General features: G+C 70.2%; 25 protein-coding genes and 1 pseudogene. 15 read left to right on the top strand and 11 right to left on the bottom strand.

Features of this window, described 5'->3' with window-relative positions:
• Positions 1-162 precede the first annotated feature (162 nt).
• Positions 163-2,379: an outer membrane protein assembly factor BamB family protein gene (locus tag L2X99_RS14730; protein ID WP_236135322.1), complete on the top strand. Its 2,217-nt coding sequence runs from the start codon at positions 163-165 to the stop codon at positions 2,377-2,379.
• A 21-nt stretch (positions 2,380-2,400) separates the two neighbouring features.
• Here L2X99_RS14730 and L2X99_RS14725 read toward each other — a convergent pair whose 3' ends face one another.
• Positions 2,401-3,381: an Lrp/AsnC family transcriptional regulator gene (locus L2X99_RS14725; RefSeq protein WP_236135321.1), complete on the bottom strand. Its 981-nt coding sequence runs from the start codon at positions 3,379-3,381 to the stop codon at positions 2,401-2,403.
• Positions 3,382-3,556: 175 nt separating this feature from the next.
• On the opposite strand from L2X99_RS14725, the gene L2X99_RS14720 reads away from it, so the two are divergent.
• From L2X99_RS14720 to L2X99_RS14695, 7 genes are all read left to right on the top strand, one after another.
• On the top strand, positions 3,557-4,942 hold the full coding sequence (locus L2X99_RS14720; protein WP_236126092.1) for an ABC transporter substrate-binding protein: 1,386 nt from the start codon (positions 3,557-3,559) through the stop codon (positions 4,940-4,942).
• On the top strand, positions 4,939-5,898 hold the full coding sequence (locus tag L2X99_RS14715; RefSeq protein ID WP_236126093.1) for a carbohydrate ABC transporter permease: 960 nt from the start codon (positions 4,939-4,941) through the stop codon (positions 5,896-5,898). Before L2X99_RS14720 ends, L2X99_RS14715 begins: the two co-directional genes overlap by 4 nt.
• Positions 5,895-6,764, top strand: a complete 870-nt coding sequence (locus tag L2X99_RS14710) for a carbohydrate ABC transporter permease (protein WP_236135320.1) — start codon at positions 5,895-5,897, stop codon at positions 6,762-6,764. The genes L2X99_RS14715 and L2X99_RS14710 overlap by 4 nt, the downstream gene beginning before the upstream one ends.
• Positions 6,761-8,146, top strand: a complete 1,386-nt coding sequence (locus tag L2X99_RS14705) for a Gfo/Idh/MocA family protein (protein WP_236135319.1) — start codon at positions 6,761-6,763, stop codon at positions 8,144-8,146. The genes L2X99_RS14710 and L2X99_RS14705 overlap by 4 nt, the downstream gene beginning before the upstream one ends.
• Positions 8,143-10,086, top strand: a complete 1,944-nt coding sequence (locus tag L2X99_RS14700; RefSeq protein WP_268928525.1) for an alpha-N-acetylglucosaminidase — start codon at positions 8,143-8,145, stop codon at positions 10,084-10,086. The genes L2X99_RS14705 and L2X99_RS14700 overlap by 4 nt, the downstream gene beginning before the upstream one ends.
• Positions 10,029-10,295 carry an alpha-N-acetylglucosaminidase C-terminal domain-containing protein gene (locus L2X99_RS17980; RefSeq protein ID WP_268928524.1) on the top strand — a complete coding sequence of 89 codons (267 nt, stop codon included), beginning with the start codon at positions 10,029-10,031 and terminating at the stop codon, positions 10,293-10,295. The genes L2X99_RS14700 and L2X99_RS17980 overlap by 58 nt, the downstream gene beginning before the upstream one ends.
• Positions 10,296-10,390: 95 nt before the next feature.
• Positions 10,391-11,443, top strand: coding sequence for a PQQ-dependent sugar dehydrogenase (locus L2X99_RS14695; RefSeq protein ID WP_236135318.1), 1,053 nt, complete (start codon positions 10,391-10,393; stop codon positions 11,441-11,443).
• Positions 11,444-11,522: 79 nt separating this feature from the next.
• Here L2X99_RS14695 and L2X99_RS14690 read toward each other — a convergent pair whose 3' ends face one another.
• Together L2X99_RS14690 and L2X99_RS14685 are read right to left on the bottom strand one after the other, a co-directional pair.
• On the bottom strand, positions 11,523-11,960 hold the full coding sequence (locus L2X99_RS14690) for a hypothetical protein (RefSeq protein WP_236126098.1): 438 nt from the start codon (positions 11,958-11,960) through the stop codon (positions 11,523-11,525).
• Complete coding sequence (locus tag L2X99_RS14685; RefSeq protein WP_236126099.1) at positions 11,957-12,586, bottom strand: acyl-CoA synthetase; 630 nt, start codon at positions 12,584-12,586, stop codon at positions 11,957-11,959. Before L2X99_RS14685 ends, L2X99_RS14690 begins: the two co-directional genes overlap by 4 nt.
• Positions 12,587-12,710: 124 nt before the next feature.
• On the opposite strand from L2X99_RS14685, the gene L2X99_RS14680 reads away from it, so the two are divergent.
• The 4 genes from L2X99_RS14680 to L2X99_RS14665 all read left to right on the top strand — a co-directional run bounded on the left by L2X99_RS14680 (position 12,711) and on the right by L2X99_RS14665 (position 14,834).
• The gene (locus L2X99_RS14680; protein ID WP_236126100.1) at positions 12,711-13,049 is read left to right on the top strand and encodes a PadR family transcriptional regulator; all 339 of its coding nucleotides are present in this window, start codon (positions 12,711-12,713) and stop codon (positions 13,047-13,049) included.
• A complete protein-coding gene (locus tag L2X99_RS14675) occupies positions 13,024-14,028 on the top strand; it encodes an HAAS signaling domain-containing protein (protein ID WP_236135317.1) in 1,005 nt (334 codons plus the stop codon). Before L2X99_RS14680 ends, L2X99_RS14675 begins: the two co-directional genes overlap by 26 nt.
• Before the next feature lie 26 nt (positions 14,029-14,054).
• Positions 14,055-14,417 (top strand): ACT domain-containing protein, encoded by a 363-nt coding sequence (locus L2X99_RS14670; RefSeq protein ID WP_236126103.1) that lies wholly within the window; start codon positions 14,055-14,057, stop codon positions 14,415-14,417.
• 90 nt (positions 14,418-14,507) lie between these two features.
• Positions 14,508-14,834 carry a helix-turn-helix domain-containing protein gene (locus L2X99_RS14665; protein ID WP_236135316.1) on the top strand — a complete coding sequence of 109 codons (327 nt, stop codon included), beginning with the start codon at positions 14,508-14,510 and terminating at the stop codon, positions 14,832-14,834.
• Between the two features lie 177 nt (positions 14,835-15,011).
• On the opposite strand, the gene L2X99_RS14660 is transcribed toward L2X99_RS14665, so the two are convergent.
• The 4 genes from L2X99_RS14660 to L2X99_RS14645 all read right to left on the bottom strand — a co-directional run bounded on the left by L2X99_RS14660 (position 15,012) and on the right by L2X99_RS14645 (position 18,520).
• A complete protein-coding gene (locus L2X99_RS14660; protein ID WP_236126104.1) occupies positions 15,012-15,599 on the bottom strand; it encodes a ClpP family protease in 588 nt (195 codons plus the stop codon).
• Complete coding sequence (locus L2X99_RS14655) at positions 15,596-16,216, bottom strand: ClpP family protease (protein ID WP_236126105.1); 621 nt, start codon at positions 16,214-16,216, stop codon at positions 15,596-15,598. Before L2X99_RS14655 ends, L2X99_RS14660 begins: the two co-directional genes overlap by 4 nt.
• A gap of 160 nt (positions 16,217-16,376) precedes the next feature.
• A complete protein-coding gene (locus L2X99_RS14650) occupies positions 16,377-17,237 on the bottom strand; it encodes a hypothetical protein (RefSeq protein WP_236135933.1) in 861 nt (286 codons plus the stop codon).
• 407 nt (positions 17,238-17,644) lie between these two features.
• Positions 17,645-18,520: a hypothetical protein gene (locus tag L2X99_RS14645; RefSeq protein WP_236135315.1), complete on the bottom strand. Its 876-nt coding sequence runs from the start codon at positions 18,518-18,520 to the stop codon at positions 17,645-17,647.
• A 238-nt stretch (positions 18,521-18,758) separates the two neighbouring features.
• Here L2X99_RS14645 and L2X99_RS14640 point away from each other — a divergent pair.
• Positions 18,759-20,470 (top strand): annotated as a pseudogene (locus L2X99_RS14640) (AMP-binding protein).
• A 25-nt stretch (positions 20,471-20,495) separates the two neighbouring features.
• Here the strand turns inward: L2X99_RS14640 and L2X99_RS14635 are convergent.
• From L2X99_RS14635 to L2X99_RS14625, 3 genes are all read right to left on the bottom strand, one after another.
• Complete coding sequence (locus L2X99_RS14635; protein ID WP_236126107.1) at positions 20,496-21,077, bottom strand: Dps family protein; 582 nt, start codon at positions 21,075-21,077, stop codon at positions 20,496-20,498.
• 171 nt (positions 21,078-21,248) lie between these two features.
• Complete coding sequence (locus L2X99_RS14630) at positions 21,249-21,599, bottom strand: hypothetical protein (protein WP_236126108.1); 351 nt, start codon at positions 21,597-21,599, stop codon at positions 21,249-21,251.
• Between the two features lie 172 nt (positions 21,600-21,771).
• Positions 21,772-23,250, bottom strand: coding sequence for an MATE family efflux transporter (locus tag L2X99_RS14625; protein WP_236126109.1), 1,479 nt, complete (start codon positions 23,248-23,250; stop codon positions 21,772-21,774).
• 221 nt (positions 23,251-23,471) lie between these two features.
• Here L2X99_RS14625 and L2X99_RS14620 point away from each other — a divergent pair, with 221 nt between their 5' ends.
• Together L2X99_RS14620 and L2X99_RS14615 are read left to right on the top strand one after the other, a co-directional pair.
• Positions 23,472-24,572, top strand: a complete 1,101-nt coding sequence (locus L2X99_RS14620) for a baeRF2 domain-containing protein (RefSeq protein ID WP_236135314.1) — start codon at positions 23,472-23,474, stop codon at positions 24,570-24,572.
• On the top strand, positions 24,511-24,765 hold the full coding sequence (locus tag L2X99_RS14615; protein WP_236135313.1) for a hypothetical protein: 255 nt from the start codon (positions 24,511-24,513) through the stop codon (positions 24,763-24,765). Before L2X99_RS14620 ends, L2X99_RS14615 begins: the two co-directional genes overlap by 62 nt.
• A gap of 12 nt (positions 24,766-24,777) precedes the next feature.
• On the opposite strand, the gene L2X99_RS14610 is transcribed toward L2X99_RS14615, so the two are convergent.
• The gene (locus tag L2X99_RS14610; protein WP_236126112.1) at positions 24,778-25,869 is read right to left on the bottom strand and encodes a DUF998 domain-containing protein; all 1,092 of its coding nucleotides are present in this window, start codon (positions 25,867-25,869) and stop codon (positions 24,778-24,780) included.
• Between the last annotated feature and the right edge of the window lie 71 nt (positions 25,870-25,940).

Raw genomic sequence — 25,940 nt, 5'->3', positions numbered from 1 at the left:
GATGGAGCTGAGGGAATCGAGCATCCATCCCGGCTGTGGCGGATTTCTTGCGCAACCGGCGACGCGCATGTCGTTCCCTCGCATTCCGTACGGGCGCGCTTTGCTCGCTGCGGGCGACACCGGTTGGGTGCGAAGCAGGTTCTCATGAGCGAAGGAGCAGACATGACGGATGGAACACCTGCAGCACGGACCCCGATGCACACCCCTCTGAGCAGACGGGGCTTCCTCGGACTGTCGGCGGTCGGGCTGGGTGTCGGCCTCTCCGGTGCAGCCTGGGGCCCGTGGCCAGGAGCAGCTGTCGAGAGCGCGAATGCGTCGGAGGGCGGACTGCGGTTCGCGGTGCTCACCGACACCCATGCGAACGAGGAGGAGGCCGAGCGCCTCGCGAATCTGCGACGCGTCTTCGCGGCGATCGAGGCGGAGGATCCGCAGTTCGTGCTGCACTGCGGAGACATCACCGACTACGGCAGCGACGCCGGCTTCGAGACCTACCGGGGGCTGATCCCCGACGCGCTGTGGGATCGCATCCGGCATGCACCGGGCAACCACGAGATCCGCTGGGACACCAGCGCTCGCGAGCGCTTCCAGCGCTGGTTCGGACCGACCAGCTACAGCTTCGACGCGGGAGGCGTGCACTTCATGGCGCTCGATCCCACTCAGCTGCTGCAGGAGCCGGCACTCTTCGCCGAAGATCTGAAGACGATCCGCGACGATCTGGACGGTGCGGGTGACACCCCGTCCATCATGTTCCTGCATTACCCCCTCGGCGGGATCAATTACTACGCGAACGACACCGAGGATCTCCTGCACACGATCGACCCGTACCCGGTGCGCGGCATCTTCGCGGGGCACATCCACCGCAACGAGGTGACAGCCTTCAACGGTCTCACCCAGGTGGCGGCGATCGCCTCACGACTCGGCCCGTACTACCTGCGCGTCACGCAGAGCGGTGCCGGCCGGAGTCGGGCACTGGTCGTCGAGCAGGTGACTCTGGGCCCGACGGATGCCGAGGAGCCGACGGTGCAGCAGCTGGCGGTGATCCCGCTGGGGACTGCGTCGTCCGGTGCGGAGCGCATGGCGGTGGCGGCCAGGCCGTCGTCGGCTGCCGTTGCGCTGACGGCTGTCCCCCACGGGAAGACCACGGCGGCGGAGGCGAGAATCTACCCGCAGAGCGTGTTCGGCCTCACCGACGACTCTGCATGGACTCCGCTCGCTCGACGCGGGAACTCCTGGCACGGAGCCGTGGACACGAGCCCGCTCGCACCCGGTCGGCACCGGGTTCAGGTGCGGGCGACGGATGCCGCGGGCGGCCACCGTTACGAGACCGCGCTCATCGAGAGATCCGGCCGCACCCTCTCGCGACCGGCGTGGGAGATCGAGGTCGGCGGCCAGCTGCAGGGCTCACTCGCCTCGCACGGATCGATCGTCGTGACAGGATCGACCTCCGGCCGGGTCATCGCGGTCGACGCAGGCTCGCACGGCCGGCGGCCGAAGACCCTGTGGCGCGCGCAGCTCGGCCCGGTCCACCGCGGTGCGGCCTTCACCTCGGACGGCCATCTCGTGCTCGTACCCAGTGCGGATCATCGGTTGTACGCGCTGGATGCCAGGACCGGACGCATCCGGTGGACCAGCCGCTTCGACAAACCGGTGCTGACGACTCCGCTAGTGCGCTCCACGCGGGCCGGCGACCGCATCCTGGTGTCCGCCGAGGACCGGCTGCGCTGTCTCGATGTGGCGGGGACGACCCTCTGGGAAGCAGCGGTGCCGATCAGGACGGCCGGGCGCGCGGCATCCGACGGAGAGCGCGTCTACGTCGGCGCGGGCGACGGACGCGGCTACGCGTACGACCTGCGCACGGGGAGGACGCTGTGGTCCGTGCTCACCACCGACCGGCCGGACAAGTACCGGCAGCTGATCTACGGCCCCTGGGATGACTGGATCGAAGTGCTGCCCGGCGGCGCTGTGCTGTTCAGCACAGTCACGGACGGCATCGCCGTCGACCCGGCGACCGGACGTGAGGTGTGGCGCGCTGCAGGCAGCTACATCTTCGCACCGAGTGTCGTCCTCGACGACGGCGGACTGCTGATGGTGTCGGAATGGGGCGTCGCGACGGTGCTGGACCCTGCGACGGGCACCGCTCGCTGGAGCTCCCAGGCCGTGCCGCGAGTCGTGAACGCCGGGCCGGTGATCGATCCGCGGTCCGGGACGGCCTGGCTGGTTTCCGTGGGCGGCCTGCTCGCCGCGATCGACACCGCCGACGGCGCCGTCACCGTCGATCGGCAGCTGTTCACGGCGAACACGTTCTCCACGCCTGTCGTGGTGGACGGACAATTGATCGTCGCCGCGCAGGACGGTGTCCTGCGCGGGCTGAAGGTCTGACCCGCGACCTCGCGCCGGCGGTCAGACCGCCGGCGCGAGGTCGCGGGCTCTGCCCGCGCGCTTCATCGAATGCAGCGCGACAGCCACATCCGCGTGCTGCAGTCCCGGCAGCCCGCCGATCGTCGCGGAGATGAACTCGTACAGCTCGCGATCGGATGACAGCGCGACCTCGCCGCACAGATTCCGATCCCCCGTCGTCGCGGCGATCATGAGCATCGAGGGATGTTCGGCGAGCATCTCCCCCGCTCTCCCGAGTTGAGTGGGGTTCACGCTCAGCGACACGAACGCGTTCACCGGCAGACCGATGCGCTCCGGCTCGACGACAGTGCGCATCCGCAGCGCGCCCGCCGACATCATGGCCTCGGCCCGACGTCGCACCGTGACCGGGCTGACCTCACACGTATCCGCGAGCTGCTGCCAGCCGAGCCGACCGTCGACGGCCATCGCCGCGGCGATGCGCTGGTCGAGCGGATCGATGCGCACCCTCTCGTCGGGAAGGGGATCGTCCCACGGATCGAGCCGCTGCGCGCGCAACTGCTCGACGACATCATCGGGAAGCAGATGGGGCAGCCAGCTGTGCGGCGTGGCGAACCGTCGCATCACCTGATTGCTCCACACCGCGAGCACGCCGTCCAGCCCAGGGAGCTGCTCGAGAGTGATGGCCAGCAGGTGGTCGTTCGAGGTGTAGCTGATCTCCGCTACGCAGTCCACGCTGCCGGTGACGAGTTTCACCGAACCGCATTCCGGCCAGGTCGCGAGGCGCTGCGCGGAGCGGATCGCATCGCCGGGCCGGCAGCGCAGCCGCACGAACAGCGACCGCTCCCGCCCTGTGGCCTCTCTGTCGAGCACACCGATCACGCGCACGACGCCGTCGCGGATCAGACGCGCCACCCGGCGGGACGCCGTCGCTTCGGACGTGAACACCGCTTCAGCGATCTGTGCGTTCGTGGCTCGGGGACTCGCCAGCAGCGCACCGGTGATGCGTCGATCGAGATCATCCACAGCTTGCACCATACCCTCATCACGAGCATGCGCAAGGATGGTTTCTTGCATTCGGACGATCGATCTCATTATGATCGCTCGTTTCGCGGGAGGATCGCACCACCGATGGGCACCGACGCCTCATCGGATCTCCCACCCCGGCGCCCGGGCGCCATGACAAGAGGAGTGACGCACCATGACCCGACCCTCCGCGCAGCGCATCGCGGCCCCGATCGCCGCACTCGCCGCGCTGACCCTGCTGGCCGGCTGTACTGCCGGCGGCAGCGACGACAGCACGGCAGAGAAGCCCGACAAGATCGTCTTCTGGACCCCGCAGACCACTCCGGAGCGGCTCGCCGCGCAGGAGAAGGTCGCGGCGGGCTTCACCGAGAAGACCGGCATCAAGGTGGATGTCGTGCCGATGGCCGGAGCCGATCAGGATCAGGCTCTCGTCACGGGCGCGGCCAGCGGTGACGTGCCCGACGTCATCCTGCACGCGTCGACGCAGACCGGCGCCTGGACGTCGCAGGGCCTGCTCGACACGGATGCCGCAGCAGCCACCGTGAAGTCGCTCGGCGCGGACACCTTCAACGAGAACGCGGTGAAGGCCGTGACGATCGACGACAAGATCTCTGCGGTTCCCAGCGATGGCTGGACGCACGTGGTCGCCTATCGCGCCGATCTGCTCGAGAAGGCGGGTGTCGATGTGCCGTCCGACGTCACGGAGCTCGCTGACGCCGCGACGACGATCAAGGAGAAGCTCGGCATCACCGGTCTCGCGTTCGGCACGCAGGCCGGCACAGCATCGGCGACCGAGGGCATCCAGTCGCTGTTCCAGAGCGCCGGCTGCGAACTGGTCACGGACGGCGAAGTGACGATCGACTCGGACGCCTGCGACGACGCGGCCGCGCAGTTCCTGCGCCTGCGCGATTCCTCGACCGCGGGCGACTTCGACGTCACCAGCGCCCGCGCCGCCTACATGAACGGCGACGCGGCGATGCTGCTGTTCTCCACCCACATCCTCGACGAACTGGCCGGCCTCGATCCGGCCACTCCGGCCACGTGCCCGGAGTGCACGGCGACCCCGACGTTCCTCTCCGACAACACGAAGTTCATCACCGTGCTCGACGAGGACGAACCCCGCCAGTACGGCGCGATCCTCGGCTACGGCATCCCCACCGGTGCGCACGCCGAAGCCGCTCAGCAGTACATCGAGTACGTGCTGGGCGAGGGGTACGAGGACACGCTCGCCGTCGCGACCGAGGGCCGCATCCCGCTGCGCAACGGCACCGCCGACGATCGGACGAAGTTCCTCGATGCCTGGGGTGGCCTGGGCATCGGCCCCGCGCAGGAGAAGACCTCCGCCGAGATCTACGGCGACGATTTCGTCACGGGCATGGCCGAAGGCATCAACGCCGTCTACCTGTGGGGCATGGGCACCGATGACGCCACGCTCGCAGGTCTCGTGTTCACGCAGGGCGTGCTGTCGAACCAGATCGAGCAGCTCTACAACGGCTCGTCGCCCGAGGAGGTCACCGACGCCATGAAGAAGGCTGTCGAGGAGGTCCAGGCCGGCCTGTGAGCATCGCATTCCCTCGTCTTCGCCGGGGGCGGCCCAGCAGCCGCTCCCGGCGGGACAACCGCAACGGCCTCCTGCTGACGGCGCCGACCTTCCTCGTCATCCTGCTCGCCTCGATCGTTCCGCTGATCATGGTGATCGTCTTCGCGTTCAGCGAGATCAGGCTCGTCGACATCCCCCGTCTCGGCACCGAGCCGATCGAATGGTCGCTGGACAACTTCCGGCGAGCGCTCGACAACCCGGCGTTCTGGCGGGCGCTCGGCACGACGCTGCTGTACTCCGTGCTGACCATGGTCGGCTCGGTCGGTCTGGGGCTCGCGCTGGCTCTCGCTCTGCGTCGCCCGTTCCCCGGGCGGGGCATCGTGCGGGCGCTGCTGCTGGTCCCGTACGTGCTTCCGCTGATCGCCGCGGTCACCATCTGGCAGACGATGCTCAACCCCCAGTACGGCATCGTGAACGCGTTCGGCCGGGAGGTGCTCGGCTGGGAGCGCTCGATCGGATTCCTGAACACGGCATCGGCCGAGGTGTTCGGCGTCAGCATCCCGCTCTCGCTCCTCGTCGTCGTCGCATTCGAGATCTGGACGTCGGCGCCGCTGTCGTTCCTGTTCATCACCGCCCGGTTGCAGGGCGTGTCGCCGAGCATCGAAGAGGCAGCAGCCCTCGACGGCGCGAACGGAAGGCAGATCCTGTGGCGCATCGTGATGCCCCAGCTGAAGGGCGTCATCCTGCTGCTCTGCCTGCTGCGGTTCATCTGGACCTTCCAGAGCTTCAGCGAGGTGTACCTGCTCACCGAGGGCGCCGGCGGTACCCAGCTCATGGCTCTGAAGGTGTACACCGAGCTCGTCACCCGCGCCGACATCGGCAGTGCGGCCGCCTACGGCCTGCTCATGTCTGTCGTCCTCATCGTGCTGCTCGCCGTCTACGTCGTACTCTCGCGCAGAAAGGTGGAGACCGAATGACCCGCCGCCGCTCCCCCCTCCGTCCCCGGCCGGCTGCGACCGCAGGACGGGTCGTCTTCATCGCACTCGCGCTGTTCTTCGCGATCGGACCGGTGCTGTACGGCTTCGTCCTCTCCGTCCGTCCGTACTCGGCGATCGTGCGCGAACCGCTGAATCTCATCCCCTCGCTGGGCGAGCTGGACTTCTCCGGCTACACGACGGCGATGCTCGACCCCGCTCAGGGCGGCTTCGGCCTCGGCCGGTTCGTGATCAATTCCCTCCTGGTCGGCCTCGGCACCGTGGCGCTGTCGATCCTGGTGTCCATCCTGGGCGCGTACGCCGCCGCCCGGCTGCGCTATCGCGGCCGCGGCGGAGTGAACGCGATCATCCTCGGTGTCTACCTGTTCCCCGGAATCGTTCTCTCGGTGCCGCTGTTCGTACTGCTCGCGAAAGCGGGACTGACCGGATCATTGGTCGGCCTGTTCCTGGTCTATGTGGCAGCCACCGTGCCGGTGTCGATCTACATGCTGCGGAACTACTTCCAGGCACTGCCGGAGAGCGTCGAGGAGGCCGCGATCGTCGACGGCGCCTCGCTGCCCCAGATGCTGCGCAGCGTCGTGCTGCCGATCGCCCTCCCCGGTGTCGTCGCGACGGCCATCTACGTCTTCATGATCGCCTGGAACGAGTATTTCTACGCGCTGCTGTTCCTCGTGCAGGACCGCGCACTGTGGACGGCGCCACTCGGCATCTCGCAGCTGTCCGACTTCAACGTGCCGGTGACCGTGCTGCTGTCGGGCGCGATCGCCGTGACCGTCCCGATCGTCATCCTCTTCTTCCTCGCGCAGCGCTATCTCGTCGAGGGACTGACGGCAGGAGCCGAGAAGTGAGCGCATCAGAACGTCCGCAGCGCATCGTCGTGATCGGCGCAGGCGGCCGCGGCCGCGACGCCTACGGCCGGTGGGCCATCGAGCACCCCGACCGCGCGCGGATCGTGGCCGTGGCCGACCCGGCGGACGACCGCCGCGGCGCGCTCGCGGCCGCCGCAGGCGGCGCGGCCGAGTACGAAGACTGGCGAGGCGCGGTCGCCGATCTCGGAGTTCTGGGGGCGGACGCGGTCGTCATCGCCGTTCCGGATGCGCTGCACGTCGACGTGGCGATCGCGGTCGCGGATGCGGGGATCCCCTTCCTGCTGGAGAAGCCCGCGGCTCCGACGATCGCCGAGCTGCGGCGGCTGGCGCGTCACGCCCGGCGCACGTCCTCGGCACTCGCGGTCGGTCACGTGCTGCGCTTCACCCCGTTCTGGCGCACGGTGAAGCAGATCGTCGACTCCGGTGCCATCGGACGGAGCATCACGATCGAGATCCGCGAGAACATCGGATTCTGGCACTTCGCGCACTCCTACGTGCGCGGCAACTGGCATCGCAGCGAGGCCTCGGGCGCCATGGTGCTGACGAAGACCTCGCACGACCTCGACCTGATCCGCTGGCTGGCAGGCAGCGCCCCGGAGTCCGTGTACAGCATCGGCGAGCTGACGTGGTTCCGGCCGGAGAACGCCCCCGCCGGTGCTCCCGAGTTCTGCGTGCAGGGGTGCCCGGTGGCCGACAGCTGCCCGTTCTTCGCTCCTCGCTACTACGTCGACGCCCTCGCCGATGTCACCGGGCATCCCGTGCATCTGCTCGGCACGGACACGACCCCTGCCGGCCGGATGGCCGCGCTGAGAACCGGCGACTACGGACGCTGCGTCTACCGGCGGCGACAACGATGTCGCCGATCACCAGCAGACCACCATGATGTTCCCCGACGGCCTGACGGCGACCCTGACCGCATCCGCGTTCACCGCCGAGAACACCCGCAATGTCACGATCACCGGCTCCGCCGGCCAGCTGTCCGGGCACATGGAGAGCGGCGAGATCGTCGTCGACCTGTTCTCCCCGCGGCTGTCCTGCCCGACGGACTGCCTCTGGTGTCCCACGAGGTCGGCCGCAAGGCACCCATGGACCATGCACGGCACACGCTCCGGGTGGCCATACCGAACCCCGATCTCGGCGATCACGCCGGACACGGCGGCGGCGACGCCGGCCTGATGTCGGAGTTCGTCGACGCGGTGCGCCTGGGCACGGTGGGCACGGGCGAGCTGTCCTTCGAGACCGCCCTGGACAGTCACCTGATGGCGTTCAGCGCCGAGGAGTCGCGCCTGTCCGGCCGGCCGATCGACTTCGCCGAATGGTCGGCGCGGATCGACGTCCCCGCCGTGGAGCCGAGCGCATGACCGGCCCCGGCTCGGGCACCGCGCTGCACGGACTCGTGCGCCGGATCGGCGGGGACGCCGATCAGCTGCGGGTGCGGATCGAGCATGCCGGGGGCGGTGCCGCATCCGCGTCCTATGAGGCGGATGCCGGCGTGCTCACCATCACCGGCTCCGACCCCGTCGCCGCGGCGAGCGCACTGGCCCGGTATCTGCAGGCGCAGGGACGGCGCATCACCTGGGAATCGCCGGTCATCGAACCGGGTCCCTGGCCGGATGCCGCCCAGACGCGGATGCGGACGCCCTTCGCCATCCGCTACCACCTGAACGTCGTCACCCACGGCTACTCGACGCCCTTCTGGAACTGGGAGCGGTGGGAGCGCGAGCTCGACTGGATGGCGCTGCACGGCGTGACGCATCCGCTCGTGCTCACCGGTTACGAGGCGGTGCTCGCCGAGACACTGCGCCGCGCCGGCGTCAACGGCGCCGAGGTCCGCGCCTGGATCGGAAGCGCTGCGCATGTGCCGTGGATGTCGATGGGCGGGATGCACGATTTCGGCGGCCCGCTGCCGGCGAGCTGGGAGCGCCGGCGACTCGAGTTGGCGCGTCGCATCCTCGACCGCGCCCGCGCCTTCGGCATGACACCGGTGCTGCCGCTGACCGGCGGCCACGTGCCGCGCTCGCTCGCCGGCGATGACGCCGAGGAGATCGAGTGGCAGGGCTGGCGGACACCGATGCTCGACCCGGCATCCGACGGTTACGCGCAATTCCTCGGCCAGTTCCTCGAGGTGCAGCACGAACTGCTCGGCGACCCCGGCCCCGAGCCGGTGTTCGCCGTCGACCCGTACATCGAGTCGCTCCCGCCGTCGGATGACCCTGCGGACCTCGCGGCAGCGGGCGCCGGCGTGCACCGCGCGATCGCCGCGGTGCATCCGCGAGCGACCTGGCTGCTGCAGGGCTGGCCGTTCCACTACCACCGGCGCTTCTGGACGCACGAGCGGGTCGCCGCCTACCTGTCCGGGGTTCCGCACGACCGCCTGCTGCTCGTCGACCTGTGGGGCGAGCATGCTCCGATGTGGCGAGACGGCATGCACGGTCGACGGTGGATCTGGACCGCCGTGCACAACTTCGGCGGCAGGTTCGCCCTGTTCGGTGATCTCCGCGGCCTGGCGCGCGACATCGACGAACTCGCGACACTGCGACCCGACGGGCTGGAGGGGGTCGGAGTCGCACCGGAGGCGATCGAGAACAACACCGTGTTCTACGAGGCGGCCGCCGATCTCACGTGGGGGCCTCTCGACGTCGACTCCTGGCTGCCGCAGTTCGCCCGTCAGCGGTACGGCACGGACGATGCTGCGGCGGCCGAGGCCTGGCGGCTGCTCGGTGACACCCTGTACGCGCCCGGACGCACCCGGTCGATCCCTTCGCCGGTCATCGCCCGCCCCTGGAGCGCGACTGCGCCGTTCGCCGGTCAGCGCCTCGCCGGCGAGGCGCTGCCGCCCGCGCCGGCGCGGATGTCGGCGAACATCGATGCCGAGAACGACCCGGCCGTGTTCGACGACCTGCCCGCGATCGCGGCGGCGGCACGGCTGCTGATCGGGCTGAGCCGCAGCGCGACGCAGCGGGCGGCACTGGAACAGGACGTCACCGAGCTCGCCGGCCACGTACTCGCGCAGAACACGCGCCGCCGCATCAGGGGTGTGCTGGCCGCGTTCGCCGCGGCGGACGCTCCTGCGCTACGGGCACAGGGCGCGATGCTGCGCGCCGAGCTGCTCACGCTCGACGGCCTCGCGGCGACGCGACCCGAAACCCGCGTCTCGACATGGATCGACGCGGCACGGTCATGGGGCGACACCGAGGTGGAACGCGATGCGATGGAGCGCGACGCGCGCAGTCTGGTCTCGGTGTGGGGCCACCAGACCAGCGGCCTGCACGACTACTCGGGAGGCACTGGTCGGGGCTGATCCGTGATCTCTACCTGCCGCGCTGGGCGGCGTGGACCGAATGGCTCGCCGCGGCGGTGGAACGCGGCGACGAGCCGGACGAGGACGCTCTGCGACGCACGATCGTGCAGATCGAGGAGGCGTGGCGGGATGCGCGCGGAAGTGACGACGCCTCGGACCAGGACCCGCTCGAGTCGGCCGCGCGGGCGCTGGATCGCCTCGGCATGTGAGCGGCATCCCGTAGGGACCCGCTCCAGGTCACGACTGGGTACCTATTCGTCCGCGGGCACGCCGGCCGAGGGATGCTGGAGGCCGGGAGGCCGACATGAGAAGCATCCGCTGCGCCGCCGCCGGAATGGCGCTGGCCGCGCTCGTCCTCACCGGGTGCACGGCGACGGATCCTGCCCCGCCTTCTGACGTGGGCACTCCGACGGCGACGGTGAGGACGCTCGCCCAGGGGCTGGACGCCCCGTGGTCGGTCGTGCGCCTCGACGACGGGGGCGCCCTGATCTCGCAGCGCGACGACGGGAAGATCATCGAGATCACGCCGATGGGACAGCAGCGCACCGCGGGCACCGTGCCCGACGTGGTCTCGGGCGGTGAGGCCGGACTGAACGGCCTGGCCGTGCGGGACGGAATGCTCTACGCGTATCACGCGACCGCGGACGACAACCGGGTCGTGCGGATGCCGATCACCGGCGAACCGGGTTCACGCGGCCTCGGCGCACCGGAGACGGTGATCGACGGGATCCCCAGAGCCGCCAACCACGATGGCGGACGGATCGCGTTCGGCCCGGACGGGATGCTGTACATCGGCACCGGCGACGCCGGTCAGCGCGAGCGGGCACAGGATCCCGACTATCTGGGCGGCAAGATCCTGCGCGTCACACCCGAGGGGGATCCGGCGCCGGGCAACCCCTTCGGCACGCCGGTGTACTCCCTGGGACACCGCAACGTGCAGGGCCTCGCCTGGAAGGCCGACGGCACGATGTGGGCGAGCGAGTTCGGGCAGGACACCTGGGACGAGCTGAACCGCGTCAAGCCGGGCGGCAACTACGGCTGGCCGCTGCACGAGGGCATCGCGGGCGCCGACGGGTTCGTCGACCCTGTCGCGCAGTGGCCACCCGAGGAGGCGAGCCCGAGCGGAGTCGCCGTGATCGACGGCATTGTGGTCGTCGCGGGGCTGCGCGGCGAGCGGCTCTGGGCGGTGCGGTCAGCGGAAAGCTGGTCGCTCTTCACCGGTGAGTACGGCCGCCTGCGAGATGTGCTTCCCGGCCCCGACGGCACGATCTGGCTGCTCACCAACAACACCGACGGACGAGGTACGCCTCACGACGGCGACGACAGGCTCCTGCAGCTGCGGTTCCCCGAGGGGTGAGCCCGACCGCTCCGGTCTCGCTCGTTGCGGGTCTTCGGCCGCAGCACCCGCATCCGTCGAGACCGGAGCGGGAAGAGCGTCAGGCCGTGGGGGCGTCCGGCTTCGCCGGGTCGGCCTGGGGATCGGCCGCCGGGTCGACCTGCGGGTCGGCCGCCGGGTCGGCCTGGGTGCCGTCGGCGTTGAGGAGCGGACCGGATGCCGGCGCGTCGGGCGTCTCGGGGTCGTACAGCACCGGGGTGTCGTGACGCTTGACGACGTCGGACGGGTCGACCGCGAGCATGAGCAGCGCGATGCCGAGCAGCGTCACGATGAACGCACCGCCGGCGACCACCAGGCCGAGGGTGATCGGCGGCATGCCCTCGTAGGTGCCGTGCGCGATCGCGCTGTTGACGCGATCGGTGAACGCGCCGGTCGAGACCATCGTGACGATGCCGGCGAACACACCGGCGACGAGCGCGATGCCCACCAGCTGCATCGGCTTCATGATCTCGCGACGGGTCGGCTTGTGGTCGGTCATGACACTCCTCCACGATCGGCCTCGGCGACGGAGGCCGTGGTCTCGGCATCCGCGGGGCGCGGCGTGAGCCCGGCGATGCCGAGCAGCACCGCGACGATGGCGGCGTAGCCGCCGAACATCCCCACCCCGAGGATGATGCCGGTGAGCTCGAACGTCCCCGCCTCTTCGATGGTGTAGGTCTGCAGGAACCCGGCCGGGATCACCAGCAGCAGGATGCCGAGCAGGATGCCCAGCGCACCGGTGATGATCTGGTCGCGGGCGCCGTCGTACCCCTTGAGCCGGAATCCGGCGGCGAGCTCGAAGACGCCCGTGACCAGAGCCCACGAGATGACGAGCGCGAAGAACATGTCATCGGTGCGCAGCGACGGGACGCCGGCGACCATGCCCGCGATGAAGTCGAACGAACCGACGACGAGCACCCACCAGCGCTTGCCCTCGGGGTACACCAGCCAGGCCGACAGCACGAGCACGAGCGACGAGGCGATCGCGTAGCCTGAGAAGATCGCGAGCCCGACCTGCGCGGAGTGGTCGTTCGAGAACGTCACCATGAGCGCCGCGATCGCCGCGAGCGCGGCGCGGAACAGCTGCAGGTGACGCACTCCGAGCGTGCGCGTAGGGGCGGGCATGACGGTCCTCCGGAAGTCCACACCAGTCTACGCCGCGAACCCTATGGGAAAGCTCGGGCCGGATGTCGACCCCCGTCGCATCCTTGTATTGCAATACTTGCTTCACAAGGTTATCGTTCTGGACATGTCCGCGAACGCCGAGCGCATCGCCACGAACCTCCGCAAGGGGGTGCTGGAGTACTGCGTGCTCGCCCTGCTCGCGACTTCGGAGCGGTACGGGCTCGAGCTCGCCACCGACCTGCAGGGCCGCGGGCTGATCGCGAGCGAGGGAAGCCTCTACCCCCTGCTGGCGCGGATGCGCGACGGCGGTCTGGTCGACACCCGCACCGAGGCCGTCGGCGGCGGACGACCACGCCGCTACTACACGATCACACCCGCGGGATCCGCGCAGCTGCGCGTGTTCGCCGACGTCTGGCGCACCATCGGCGCCGAGGTCGATGCCGTGCTGGAGGGAGCACCATGACCACCGAGGAGAAGTACCTGCAGGATGTCGCGCGGATGCTGCGCGGCATCGCCCCTCACACCGGCAGACCGTTCTCGACGACCTGCGCGGACACTTCGCGGATGCCGCGGACCTCGGCAGGCCCATCGACGAGACGGTCGCCGGGCTGGGATCGCCCGCCGAGATCGCAGAGCGGGCCCGGGAGGAGTTCGGCGCCGGCGAGGGCGCCGCGCGCGCCCGGGCGGACGCCGCCTGGCGGGCGCTGCAGGGCACCGCCGTCGGCGCTGCGGTCGTGACCGGCGTGGTGGTGGCCTTCCTCATGCCCAGCAGCATGTTCGGCATGCGCTTCGCGGACGGCACGACGTTCGCCGACGGCGGCGGGCTCGGCGACGCGCTGCTGGCGCTCGTCCCCGCCGTCGCCTGCGCGATCCCCCTCCTCACGCCACGCTCCGCGCGCACGGCCGTGACCGCGATCGTCGCCGTGGCGCTCACCGCGATCGCCGCCATCACCTTCTCCACCATCGGCGGCTTCTTCGCCCCGTCGACGATGCTCGCCTGGGCCGCTCTCCTCGTGTGGATGCGTCTGCGCGGAAAGGGCTTCGGACTCGGTTGGCGCATCGGCGGCGGCGTGCTCGCGGCTGCACCGTCGCTCGCCGTCGCCGCCCTCGGCCTGCCGTTCCGCTTCGGGGTGCCCTACCGCTACTCCACGTACACCGAAGTCGGCAGCGGCCCGAGCATCGGGGTCGAGTTCTGGGGATGGGTGATGCTCGCGGGCATCGTCGCCCTCGGCGTGCTGGTCGCGCTCGGTCGCCGCGCTGCCGGCTGGGTGCTCGCGGCCATCGGCCTGGCGGTGCTGGTCGCCGGTCTGACCGCCGGGGGCATCCTCATGCTCGCGTTCGTGTGGCTGGGCGGCTGGTGGCTGACGATCGGCCTCGCGCACGCGGTCACGTCGCCGACGCGTCGCCGATCACGGCAGGGCTCACCGCTCGAGGAGCGCTGACCTCGGCGATGCGCTACTCTCGGCCGATGCCCACCACCGCCCATCAGTCGCTTCGCGCGCTTCCGTCCGACTACGCGATCCGAAGGCTGACCGAGCAGGAGGCGCTGAGCAGTCCGTGGCTGGCGCTCGTCCGCGCCCCCGAGGGCCTGACCGCCGTCGTCGAGGCAGACGCCGCAGAGCAGGAGCGCTGGACGGCGCTCTACAGCGGCGACGAGCAGCACGGGCTCGACGTGCCGGGCATGCTGGCGAGCCTGCTCGCCCCGCTCGCAGATGCGGGTGTCCCCGTGTTCGTCGCATCGACGTTCAACGCCGATCTCGTCCTCGTGCCGAGCGATCGCATCGACGACGCGGCGGTCGCACTGGCCGCCGCGGGGCACACGGTCAGCTGACCCGGCATCCGCCTGGGAGGCGTTCCTCACCGGCTTCTGCTCAGAGCGGAAAGAGTGGATGCCGCGAATCCGGGCGGCTTACCGTGAAGCATGGCCGAGATCGTCCCGTTCCCCCAGCCCCGCGCACCGCGCGATCCGGAACCGCTCTGGCGGCAGCTCATCGGCGCGGAGCTGCGCCGGCGACGGCACGAGCGCGGAGACACGCTCACCGAGACGGCGGATGCCGCCGGCATCTCTCCGCAGTACCTGTCCGAGATCGAGCGCGGGATGAAGGATCCGTCCAGCGAGATGATGGCGGCCGTCGCCGGCGCGCTCGACCTCAGTCTGCTCGATCTGACCACCGCGGTGGCCGAGGGACTCTCCCCCGCCGCCGCACCGGTCCGTCAGGCTCCGGGCGCCTTCGCTCTCGCGGCCTGAGACACCCCAGCGACCGAGACGAACGCTCTCACCTCCGGCAAGAGGGTCACGACGTTTCGTCTCGCTCCGCTCGCTCAACGACCGGGGAACGTCGACACCCCCGCTGTGTGCCGAGAACCCGCCTGAGCGACGTCATTCAGGCGGGGTCTCGGCAACGGGGCGGAATCTCGCGGGCGGCTACCGCGGGCCGAGCACCTGATCGATCAGGCCGTACTCCACGGCGGCTGCAGCGGTGAGCACGCGGTCGCGGTCGGTGTCGGCGCGCAGCACCTCGACGGTGCGGTCGGTGTGCTGCGCGAGCACGTTCTCCATCTCGCTGCGCACCCGTACCACCTCGTCGGCGGCGAGGATCAGGTCGGGCACGGTGCCGCGAGTCTGCGCGGCGGGCTGGTGCAGCACCATCCGAGCGTGCGGCAGCGCCGAGCGCATGCCGGGCGCGCCGGCGGCGAGCAGGATCGCGCCCGGGCCGATCGCCTGCCCGACGCAGGTCGTCGAGACCCGCGGCCGGATGTGCTGCATCGTGTCGTAGATCGCCAGTGCCGCACTCGGATCGCCGCCGGCGCAGTTGATGGTGAACTGCACGTCGGTGTCGGGCGAGGCCGAGTCGAGGTGCAGCAGCTGGGCGATGATCGTGTTCGCGACGCCCGCGTCGATCTCGGTGCCGAGGTAGACGATCCGCTCGGCGAGCAGGTTCGAGTAGACGTCCATGATCCGGTCGCCGCGCGGGTTCTGCGAGATGACGTTGGGGATCGTGTAGCCGCTCATGCCGCCGCCTCCGCCCCGAGCCCGATCCGCGATCGCCTGCGCGGATAGACGTCGGCGATGGATGCCACGACAGCGTCGATGAACCCGTATTCCAGGGCTTCGCCGACGGTGTACCAGTGGTCGTGCAGCGAGTCCTCGAACACCTTCTCCACCGGCTGAGCGGTGTCGTCCGAGATGATGCCGAGCACGGTGTCGCGCATGTGCCGCAGGTCGTCGGCCTGCACCTCGATCTCGACGGCAGATCCGCCGATGCCGGAGGACCCCTGGTGCAGCAGGATGCGGGCGTGCGGCAGTGCCTTGCGCTTGCCCCTGGTCCCGGCGGAGAGCAGGAACTGCCCGGCGCTGCACGCGAGCCCGAGGGCGACGGTCGCGACGTCGTTGGGAATGGTGCGCATGATGTCGCGGATCGCGAGCATCGATGGCACCGAACCGCCCGGGGAATGGATCCACAGAGCGATGTCGGTCATCGGGTCCTCTGCGGCGAGCGCGAGGAGCTGGGTCATCAGCAGGGCGCCGTTGTCGTCGTCGAGCACGCCATCGAGCACGAGGACGCGCTCGTGATACAGCGCCCGGCGGGCGTCGGGCCCGAACTGCGGTACGGCTTTCTCATCGGTCATGCGTTCAGGATGCGTCGCGATGCGCGCCCCACGCGCGGGAATCCGCTCTGGGCGGGTCTGCCCAGAGCGGATTCCGGCGTCGCGCACCGCGTTCGAATCGCGCAACCGGCTGAATGCGAGTTCGAGATCGAGCCGATTGCGCGATTCGAATCGCTCCCGGTCAGGCCGCGGCGAGCGCGCGCCGGTGGCTGACGCGATGCCCGACCCAGAAGCCGATCGCGATGAGGCCGGCCAGACCGATTCCCAGCATCCACGGCAGCATCGAGGGCGCGGCCCCGGCCGTCGCCGACGCCAGCGTGCCGGACCCGTCTGCGATCCTGCCGTTGCCCTCTGCGAGCGCCGCGGCACCGGTCTTCAGCTCGTCGCCGCCGGTGGCCAGCTGCTGGGTGCCGTCGGAGAGGGCGGTCGCGCCCTCGGAGAGGTCGCCCAGACCGGTGGACAGATCGGATGCCCCGGACTGCAACGTCGCGGTTCCCTCGGCCAGCGAGGTGGCGCCCGCGTCGAGGCGTGTGGCCCCCTCGTCGAGGCGTACAGTACCGTCGTGCAGCGACGTGGCACCGGTGGACAGCGTCTGCAGACCGCCGGCGAGTTTCGTCGAGCCGTCCTTCAGGCGGGTGGTGCCGGCTTCGAGTTCGTACAGCTTGCCGGCCAGGGTCGCCGCACCGCCGGATAGGCGGGTCGTACCGGCCTCCAACTCGGTCAGACCACCGGCCAGCGTCGCCGCACCGCCGGAGAGACGGGTCGTACCGGCTCCCAGCTCGGTCAGACCACCGGCGAGATCGGTCGCGCCGGCCGACAGCAGTGCGGTTCCCTCGGCGAGCGGGACGAGCCCCGCGGAGAGCTCCTGCGCACCCGCGAAGACCTGCGCCGCGCCGTCGGCCAGCAGCGGAGCCTTCTCTGCGAGCATCGCCGCGCCCGCCGACACCTTCGCGGTGCCCTCGGTGCGCAGCTGCTGCAGACCCGCGGTCACCTTCGAAGCACCGTCGGCGACCTGGGCCGTGCCGTCCTTGAGCGTCTGCACGCCTGCGGCGAAGGCGGATGCGCCGGTCTCCGCGTCGGCAAGGGCGATAGTGCCCGGCCAGCCCTGGGCGGCGTCGCCGTTCACGAGCGCGTTCGCGCCCGCGGCGACGGACTGTGCGCCGGCAGCGGCCTCGAGCGTGCCCTGGGCCAGCTGCGGCGCTGCTGCTGCGGCACCGGCGATGCCGTCGACCTGCTGGTCGAGTCCGAATGCCAGCGCCTTCAGGCTCTGCAACTGCGCGTTGGACGGGTCGGCGTCGGCGAGCTGCGCGAGCGCGTCGGCGAGCTTCTGCGAGTTGGCCGGCGCTCCCTGGGCGGCACCCGAGATGGCGTCCCGGTTGGCGGCGAGGGCCTCCAGCTGCGGCGTGACCGCTGCGCCGATGGCGGCGCTGAGAGCCTCGGCGCCCGACTTCACCTTCCCCGCGATCTGGTGCGCGCCGTCGACTCCCGCGGCCAGAGACTTCGCCCCGGCGACGAGCTGCGCTGCACCACCGTCGAGCGTCGTGGCGCCGGAGGCCAGCTCGGCGGCCCCGGCGATGGCCTGCTGAGCTCCGAGGTCGACCGACCTCGCGCCCGCGGCGACCTGCTGCACGCCGTCGTCGAGCGCGGTCGCCCCGGACGCGGCGGTCCGCGCACCCGCGGACAGCTGCTGCGCGCCGGACAGGGCCTTCCGCGCCCGGCATCCGCCAGCGACATCTTCTCGGCTATGACCAGGGCGCCCGACCGTGCGGCCTCGGTTCCGGCATGCACGGTGAACGCACCGATGCGCAACGTCTGGGAGCCGGCGAGCGCCTTCTCCGCGCCGGCGTCCGCGTCGGCGGTTCCTCCGCGCAGGGTCTGCGCACCTGCGACCAGCAGTTCCGCACCGGCATCCGCCTTCGCGGCGCCCGCCTGCAGGTCCTGTGCTCCGCCGAGTGCGGACTGCGCGCCCGCGTCGAGCCGGCTCGCGCCGTCCGCGGCGCTCGAGGCGCCCGCGGCGAGGGTGCCGGCACCTTCCGACAGTGTGGTCGCGCCGGCTGCGGCCTTCGTCGCGCCGGCTGCGAGCTGCGACGCACCGGCCTCCGCCGATGCCGCGCCGTGGGCGAGGTCGCCGGCGCCCGCCGCGAGGTCGCCGGTCCCGTCCGAGAGAGTCGTCGCTCCCTCGGCGAGCCGGGTGGATCCGTCCTTGGCGGTGGTCGTGCCGTCGGCCAGTTCGGATGCACCGGCGGCGATCTTCGTGGTGGTGAGGAAGAACAGGATCACCATCGCGGCCAGCAGGATGCTGAGCACGATCACGGCGATGCGCATGCCTAGTCCATGCGCGTGGGGCTGTGCACTCGTCATTGAGAACTCCTGGAAGGGTAGGGGCATCGTTGCCTCGGGCGATCGTATGGGCGCTCCTCTCAGGAACCGCACAGCTTTGCGCCTGGAACCAAGTTCCAGAGCAAGTGGACCTCGGTTCCTTGTGGGCTTGCCACAATAGCTGTTGACGGTGAGTCAACAAGCTTTCGGGAGGAAGATGGAATCCTGACGAAGGAGTCCATCGATGAGCACACGCCCCGCCACCAGCGCCACCGCCGCCGTCCGCGAGATGCGCGGCTTCCTGTTCGAGCACGGCACGGACTACACCGGGGCACGTGCCGGGTTCCGCTGGCCGGATCCGGCGGAGTTCAACTTCGCACTGGAGTGGTTCGACGTGATCGCCGCGGAGAATCCCGATCGCCCGGCCGTGCAGATCGTCTCCGCCGACCTCAGGAGCACCAGCTGGACCTACGGCGAGCTGTCGCGCCGCTCCGACCAGGTCGCGAACTGGCTGCGCGGCGCCGGCATCCGCCGCGGTGACCATCTGATCGTGATGCTCGGCAACACGATCGAGCTGTGGGAGACGATGCTCGCGATCACGAAGATCGGCGCCGTCGCCATCCCCACCTCCACGCTGCTCAGCGCCGACGACCTCGCCTACCGCGCGGACCACGGCCGCGCCCAGGCCGTGGTCACCACGCCCGACCTCGAGCCCCGGCTTTCCGGCATCCCAGGCGACGTGCTGCGGATCGGCATCGGCGAGGCCGTGCCGGACGGATGGCGCGTGTTCTCGGACTCGTACGACGCGGAGCAGGACTTCGAACCGGATGCGCCGACTCCGGCATCCGACACCTGCCTGCTGTACTTCACCTCGGGCACGACCAACCGGCCCAAGCTCGTGCAGCACACGCACGCGTCGTATCCGATCGGGCACCTCTCGACCATGTGGTGGCTGGGTGTGCGGCCGGACGACGTGCACCTGAACATCTCGTCGCCGGGCTGGGCGAAGCACGCCTGGTCGAACTTCTACTCGCCGTTCCTGGCCGAGGCGACCGTGTTCGTGTTCAACTACGACCGGTTCGACGCCGACACCCTGATGCAGGTGATGGACACGCATCACGTGAGTTCGTTCTGCGCGCCGCCGACCGTGTGGCGCATGCTGATCCAGGCCGACCTCTCACGACTGACGCACCCGCCGCGCGAGCTCGTCGGCGCCGGCGAACCGCTGAACCCCGAGGTGATCGGCCGGGTGCGGGATGCCTGGGGCGGAACCATCCGCGACGGCTACGGACAGACCGAGATGACCTGCTGCGTGGGCAACTCCCCGGCCAGCCGGTGAAGGACGGCTCGATGGGCCGACCCCTGCCCGGCTACCCCGTGGTGCTCGTCGACCCGGCCACCGGCCGTCCGGCCGACCGTGAGGGCGAGATCTGCCTCGATCTGTCGGATGCCCCGCTCGGGCTGATGACCGGGTACTACGAGGACCCGGAGAAGACCGCCGAGTCGCGCGAGGGCGGCTACCACCACACCGGCGACATCGCCGTGCGCGACGACGACGGCTACCTGACGTACATCGGGCGCGCCGACGACGTCTTCAAGGCGTCGGACTACAAGGTCTCGCCGTTCGAGCTGGAGTCGGTGCTGCTCGAGCACGCCGACGTCGTCGAGGCCGCCGTGGTGCCGAGCCCCGACGAGACGCGTCTGGCGGTGCCGAAGGCCTACGTGTGCCTGACGGCCGCCGCCGCGCAGGATGAGAAGGCCGCGGCATCCGCGATCTTCGCTTACTCCCGTGAGCGGCTGTCGTCGCACCTCTGGGTGCGCATCATCGAGTTCGTGCCCGAGCTGCCGAAGACGATCTCGGGCAAGATCCGCCGGGTCGAACTGCGTGCCCGCGAGGCGGAGCGGGTCGCCGGAGGCGACCCCGCCGGCCAGCACCTCGACCGCGACCACCGCTGACCCGCCCGGATGGCTGTGGGTCGCCTCAGCCGGCGCGCTTCGGCGTGCGGTTCTCGGCGCTCACCATCCACGACAGCTGCTCGATCCGCTCCAGGATCTCGTGCAGGATGTCGGCGCTGGTGGGATCCTCTTCGTCGACGTCGTCGTGCACCCTTCGGCAGGTCGCCGCGACAGCGTCGAGGCGCTCCGTCATCAGGTCGATCGCGTCGGTCGTGGCGATCTCTCCCTGCGACGGCTTGGCCAGGGTGGTCGACTCCGCGACCACTGCGGTGCGTCCGTCGGGAAGAGCGTGAAGTGCACGCATCCGCTCGGCCACCGTGTCGGCGAAACGGCGCGCCGCCTCGACGATCTCGTCCAGCTGCAGGTGCGTGTCGCGGAAGTTGGTCCCGACGACGTTCCAGTGCACCTGCTTGCCCTGCAGGGCGAGTTCGATGAGATCGACGAGCACCGCCTGAAGGTTCTCGCTCAGGCCTGACGATGCCGCGAACCCGCTCTCGGCGCCCTCCTCGGCGGTGCGCTGTGCGCCGGATGCCGTGCTGCGCCCAGAACTCCGTCCGGTGCTGCGCTTGGTCTTCGCCGTGGTCCGACCGCGAGTGTCCGTGCTCATGACGTCTCCTCTCCTGCCCGCGCCGTTCGGCGGACAGGACTCACGTTAGGCACGACGACGGCAGGAGACAGCGGGCTTGCCAGCACGTCGGTCGCGGAGTATGGTCCGGCCGGCAGCGTGGGGCGCCGTCGCTGTGGAGACGAAGACGTGCGCAGGAGACGACGACGTGCGTCAGGAGGCGACAGCGCGGACCGCGGCGGTCTGCACGCCGACCTTCTTCTGCTTCTGAGCAGCCGCCGGACCCTGCTCTGCGACGAGCTCCGCCGCGGGTGCACGCGAAGGAATCGAGGCGACGACCGCGCGGGTGATCCCGCCCAGCACGCAGGCGACGGCAAGCGCCGCGAGGGAGATCATGACCGGCATCCAGGCTCCGGCGAACGAGGACGCGATGCTGAGCACCGTGCCGACGATCCAGACTCCCGCAGCGCCGCCGAACAGGCCGGCCGCTCCGAGTGCGAGCGCGATGCCCGCGACGAGTGCGCAGAGCACGGCGAGAACAGCTCCACCGATCCCGATCGGCACGAAAATCGATGCCAGCGTGTTCGATACGGCCAACGACGACATAACACGACCCCCCGTGTCCTCGGGCGCACCCCCCGTGCGCCTCTGATATCGAGGGTACGCATTCGGCGGCGCATCCGACATCCACCTTCAGAACGATTCGATATCAGTCCCGGGGACGATGCGCGTCCGTTCAGCGACCGGCGCGCGCCCTCCTGCGCTTCGTCTTCGCCGAGATCACAGGGATCGGCGCCGTGACCACGGCATCCACGGTGTTCGATCCCTCGATCGGGCCCATCACGGCGATCGCGGATGTCTCGGTGGCAAACTCGGGGTTCACCGGCAGCGCCTTCAGACGCCGGTGCGCGCTGATGTACGCCGGCACGAGGATCACGATCGCGCCGAACCAGGCGAGCGGGTCGCTCAGCGCCACACCGGGGAAGCCCCACAGCGCTCCAAGGGCGATCGCGGCGACGACCCGCATGACCAGCTCGATCACTCCGGTGACGGTGGGCACGAGCGCCTGCCCGAGCCCCTGCAGCGCACCGCGCAGCACGAACAGCACGCCGAGCAGCGTGTAGGTGAGACCGTTGACGATCAGCATGAGATGCGCCATCCGAACCACCTCATCGGACGCGTCCCCGACGAACACCCGCACGACGGGCTCGCCGAACGCGATCATGATCGCGCCGAGGAAGATCGAGGAGCCGATCGCGATCCAGATCGCCTGGGTCACTCCGCGCCGGATGCGGTCCGGGCGACGGGCACCGAGGTTCTGCGCGACGAACATCGAGGTGGCGAGACCCAGCGATGCCAGCAGGGCGCTGGCCAGGCTGCCGATCCGGGCGAAGACGGTGTAGGCGGCGACGGCATCCGGCCCGATGGTGTTCAGGGCGACCTGCACGATGAGGAGGCCGATCGCGATGATCGACGCCTGGAAGCCCATCGGCAGCCCGAGGCGCAGATGCTCCCGGACTTCCGCACGCCTGATCCGCCAGTCCGCCCGCCGTACGTGCAGCACCGGCAGCCGGCGTCGCGCGTACTCGAGGCAGGCGAGCACGGAGATCGCCTGGGCGACGGCCGTCGCCCAGGCTGCGCCGGCGACGCCCCAGCCCAGCGAGCCGACCATGACGATGACCAGACCCACGTTCAGCGCGCACGAGACGATGAGGAAGATCAGCGGGGTCCGGGAATCACCGATGGCGCGGATGATGGCCGCCAGGTAGTTGAAGAACATGATCGCGCTGCCGGTCACCAGCGTGACCTGGGTGAACACCGTCGCCTCGGCGAGCAGCTCGGGCGGCGTCTGCATCAGCACGAGCAGCGGCTCGGCGATCAGGGGCCCGGCGATCGTGAGCAGGATGCTCGCCGCAGCCGTGAGCAGGGTGCCCGTCGCCACGGACCGGCGGACACCGGCATGATCCTTCGCGCCGAACGCCTGCGCGGTCGGGATCGCGAAGCCGCTCGACATGCCCCAGGCGAAGCCCATCAGCAGGAAGATCAGGCTGCCGGTCGCGCCCACGGCGGCGAGCGAGTTGACGCCGAGGTGCCGCCCGACGACGACGGCGTCGGTGAACTGATAGAGCTGCTGCACGACGTTGCCGATGAGCAGGGGCACGGAGAAGGCCAGGATGACGCGCCAGGGGCGTCCCGTGGTGAGGGTGGTGGACATGCGGGATCCAGGGAGAGGAGCGGGGGTGGCGGAGGAACGGATGCGGGAACGCGACACCGGCACCGTGAGAGGACACGGCGCCGGTGTGTCGATTGTATCGAATCGATTCGGAGAAACTCCAGGGTTTCCTGCGTGCGAGCCGTAGCGAACGGATGCCGGATGGTCAACCGGGTGTGCTCGCTTGAGCCGCTCTTCTAGCGTCGCCGGCGAGACGCACACGAGTGACCGAAGCGGAGATGATGACGATGCTGCGGATCGATGACCTGGAGTTCCTGCTCCACCGCCCCGACACCTGGACCACGGTGTACACCGACGGTCGCGCCGGAGAGCCACCGGGCACCGTGCAGCGCAGGCTCGATGCGCTGCAGCGGGGTCTCGACGACGCGGGTGCCCCGGAGCCCGACCGCAACGCCATCGCGTCGGCTCTCGGCGCCGAGAGCGGCTCCCCCGCCTTCCCTTCGTCGCGCTGGCTGGCCGCCAGGGACGGACGCGTGGAGGCGGATGCCTCGTTCGCCGGTGCACGTCTCGGCTCCGAGCGGGTGACGCACGGCGCCTTCCCCGAAGTCGTCCCGCTGCTGCGGCATCTCTCGGCCGAACAGCGCATCCTCGTCATCGAGACCGAACGTGCCGGCGCCCGGCTGAGCACCGAGCAGGTCGGACGCGCCGATCGCCGCACGGCCGAGGTCGTCGACGGGCTGGAGGACCAGATCACGAAGGTGCAGGCCGGAGGCTGGTCGCACGCCAACTATCAGCGGCATGCCGAGGAGGTGTGGCGCCGCAACCAGTCCGAGGTCGCGTCGGCCGCGAACCACCTGATCGACGAGGTACGACCCGACCACATCTTCGTCACGGGCGACGTGCGGGCGCGCAGGCTGCTGATCGAAGACCTCCGTGTACCCGATTCCGGACGAATCGTCGAGGTCGACGCCGACACGCTGGCCGCGGGCTCGGCCGACGACGCATTGGACCGGGCGATCGAGCAGACGGCGACCCGCGCGCAGCAGGAGCTGCTCGAGGACGCACGCAACCGCAGCGCCGAGGGCGGGGGCAGGGACGGCGCCGCCGGTGTCGCCGCGGTCGTCGAGGCGCTGCAGCAGGCGCGTGCGGACGTGGTGGTGCTGGACCCCCGGATGTCGGAGGCCCCGACCGAGCTCTTCGCGCTCACGGAGGAGCCGTGGATCGCGCTGTCGCACGCGGAGGACTTCGACGTCGACGGCACCCGCGTCGCGGCGATCGAGGCGATCGCCCGCGCCGCCGGTCATGACCGGCGCGCAGGTGCTCTTCGACGAGGAGTACCTGGAGGATGCGGAGGAGCGATCTGAGCGTCCCGCCGCGCCGCCGGTCGCCGTGCTGCGCTGGCCGAGGAACGAGGAGGAGGCCGCGGCGGCGAGCGCCGAGCAGGGCCATCCGTCCCAGGCCGAGGGCGAGGATCCCGAAGCCGACACCGGCCACGACCCGCTGATCGAGGGCCATCCGTCCCAGGCCGAGGGCGAGGACCCCGACGACGGCCGGTGAGCCGACACGCGGTCAGCCCTCGGCCGTGCTCCCCGCACCGCTCCGGATCGCGACCGGGGCGTCAGCCTTGGCGTACACGTCGATCGCCCGCACGAAGTAGAGCAGCCAGGCGAAGAGCAGTCCTGCTGCGATGAACTCCATCCCGGTGAGGTTGTAGTAGCCGATGGGGATCCACAGCGCGATGGCCACGACGATGCCGATGATCACCAGGAGCGAGAAGCCCGAGACCTCCTTCGGCAGTCCGGGGAGGAAGCGCAGCGCGCAGAACACGAACACCGCGAACAGCACGACCATGCCCGATGCCGCGCCGACGTGGATGGGGAAGCTCACCGCGTCGGGCACCAGGCCGGCGATCGTCAGGCAGAGACCGATGCCGGCGAACAGCCACGAGAACAGTCGTGTGAGCGAGGCCGACTCGCTCCCGCGAGCGGTGAGCCCGAGTTCGACGTCGCGTCCGACGTAGTTCGCGAGAACCGTCACCACGAGTCCGGTGAGGATGAGGGCGAGGTTGAACTTGTACCCGGAGCTCTGGCTGATGTTGCCGAGTTGGGAGAAGTGCAGCTGCCACCAGGAGGCGTCCGGCGTGCTGAGCATGCTCGCCATGGTGCCGGTGAAGAGCACGAGTGCGGCGAGCATGGCCAGGCCGTCGGCCGTGACGCGCGAGCCGGACAGGAACGCCGCATAGGTGAACGCCGCCGTGGCCGCGCCGACGAGCGCTCCGCCCCCGATCGGGTCGATGTACATGCCGCGGAAGCCGAGCTGGAAGAGGTTCGCCACCGCCAGCACGGCGAGGTACGAGAGCATCGCCATGGCGGCTGTCATGGCGCCCACGTCGGCGATGCGCTTGATCAGCGGCATCCGCTGCCGCCAGGAGTCGTAGCCTCGGCGCGCCTCGATGATGAAGGAGGTCGCGAAGGCGACCCCGGCGAAGGCGGAGGCGGTCCAGGCCCCGAGATTGCCGACCGACCGCGTCTCCACGGCGAGTGGCCAGTGATCGCCCCACATCACGGCGAAGGTCAGGACGGCGGCGATCACGAACGCCGAGACGGCCCAGCGCGTGGCGACGGACTCCATCCGCACCCTGTCACGGAACGTGGTGTGCACGGGTGACCTCCCTGAGCGATCCTGTCCACTCAGGTGTACCGCATTCCGGACGCTCCGCTCAGACGCGGGTG

Source organism: Microbacterium sp. KUDC0406 (assembly GCF_021582875.1).
Lineage (GTDB): Bacteria > Actinomycetota > Actinomycetes > Actinomycetales > Microbacteriaceae > Microbacterium.
This window is presented reverse-complemented; position numbering and strand designations above follow the sequence as displayed.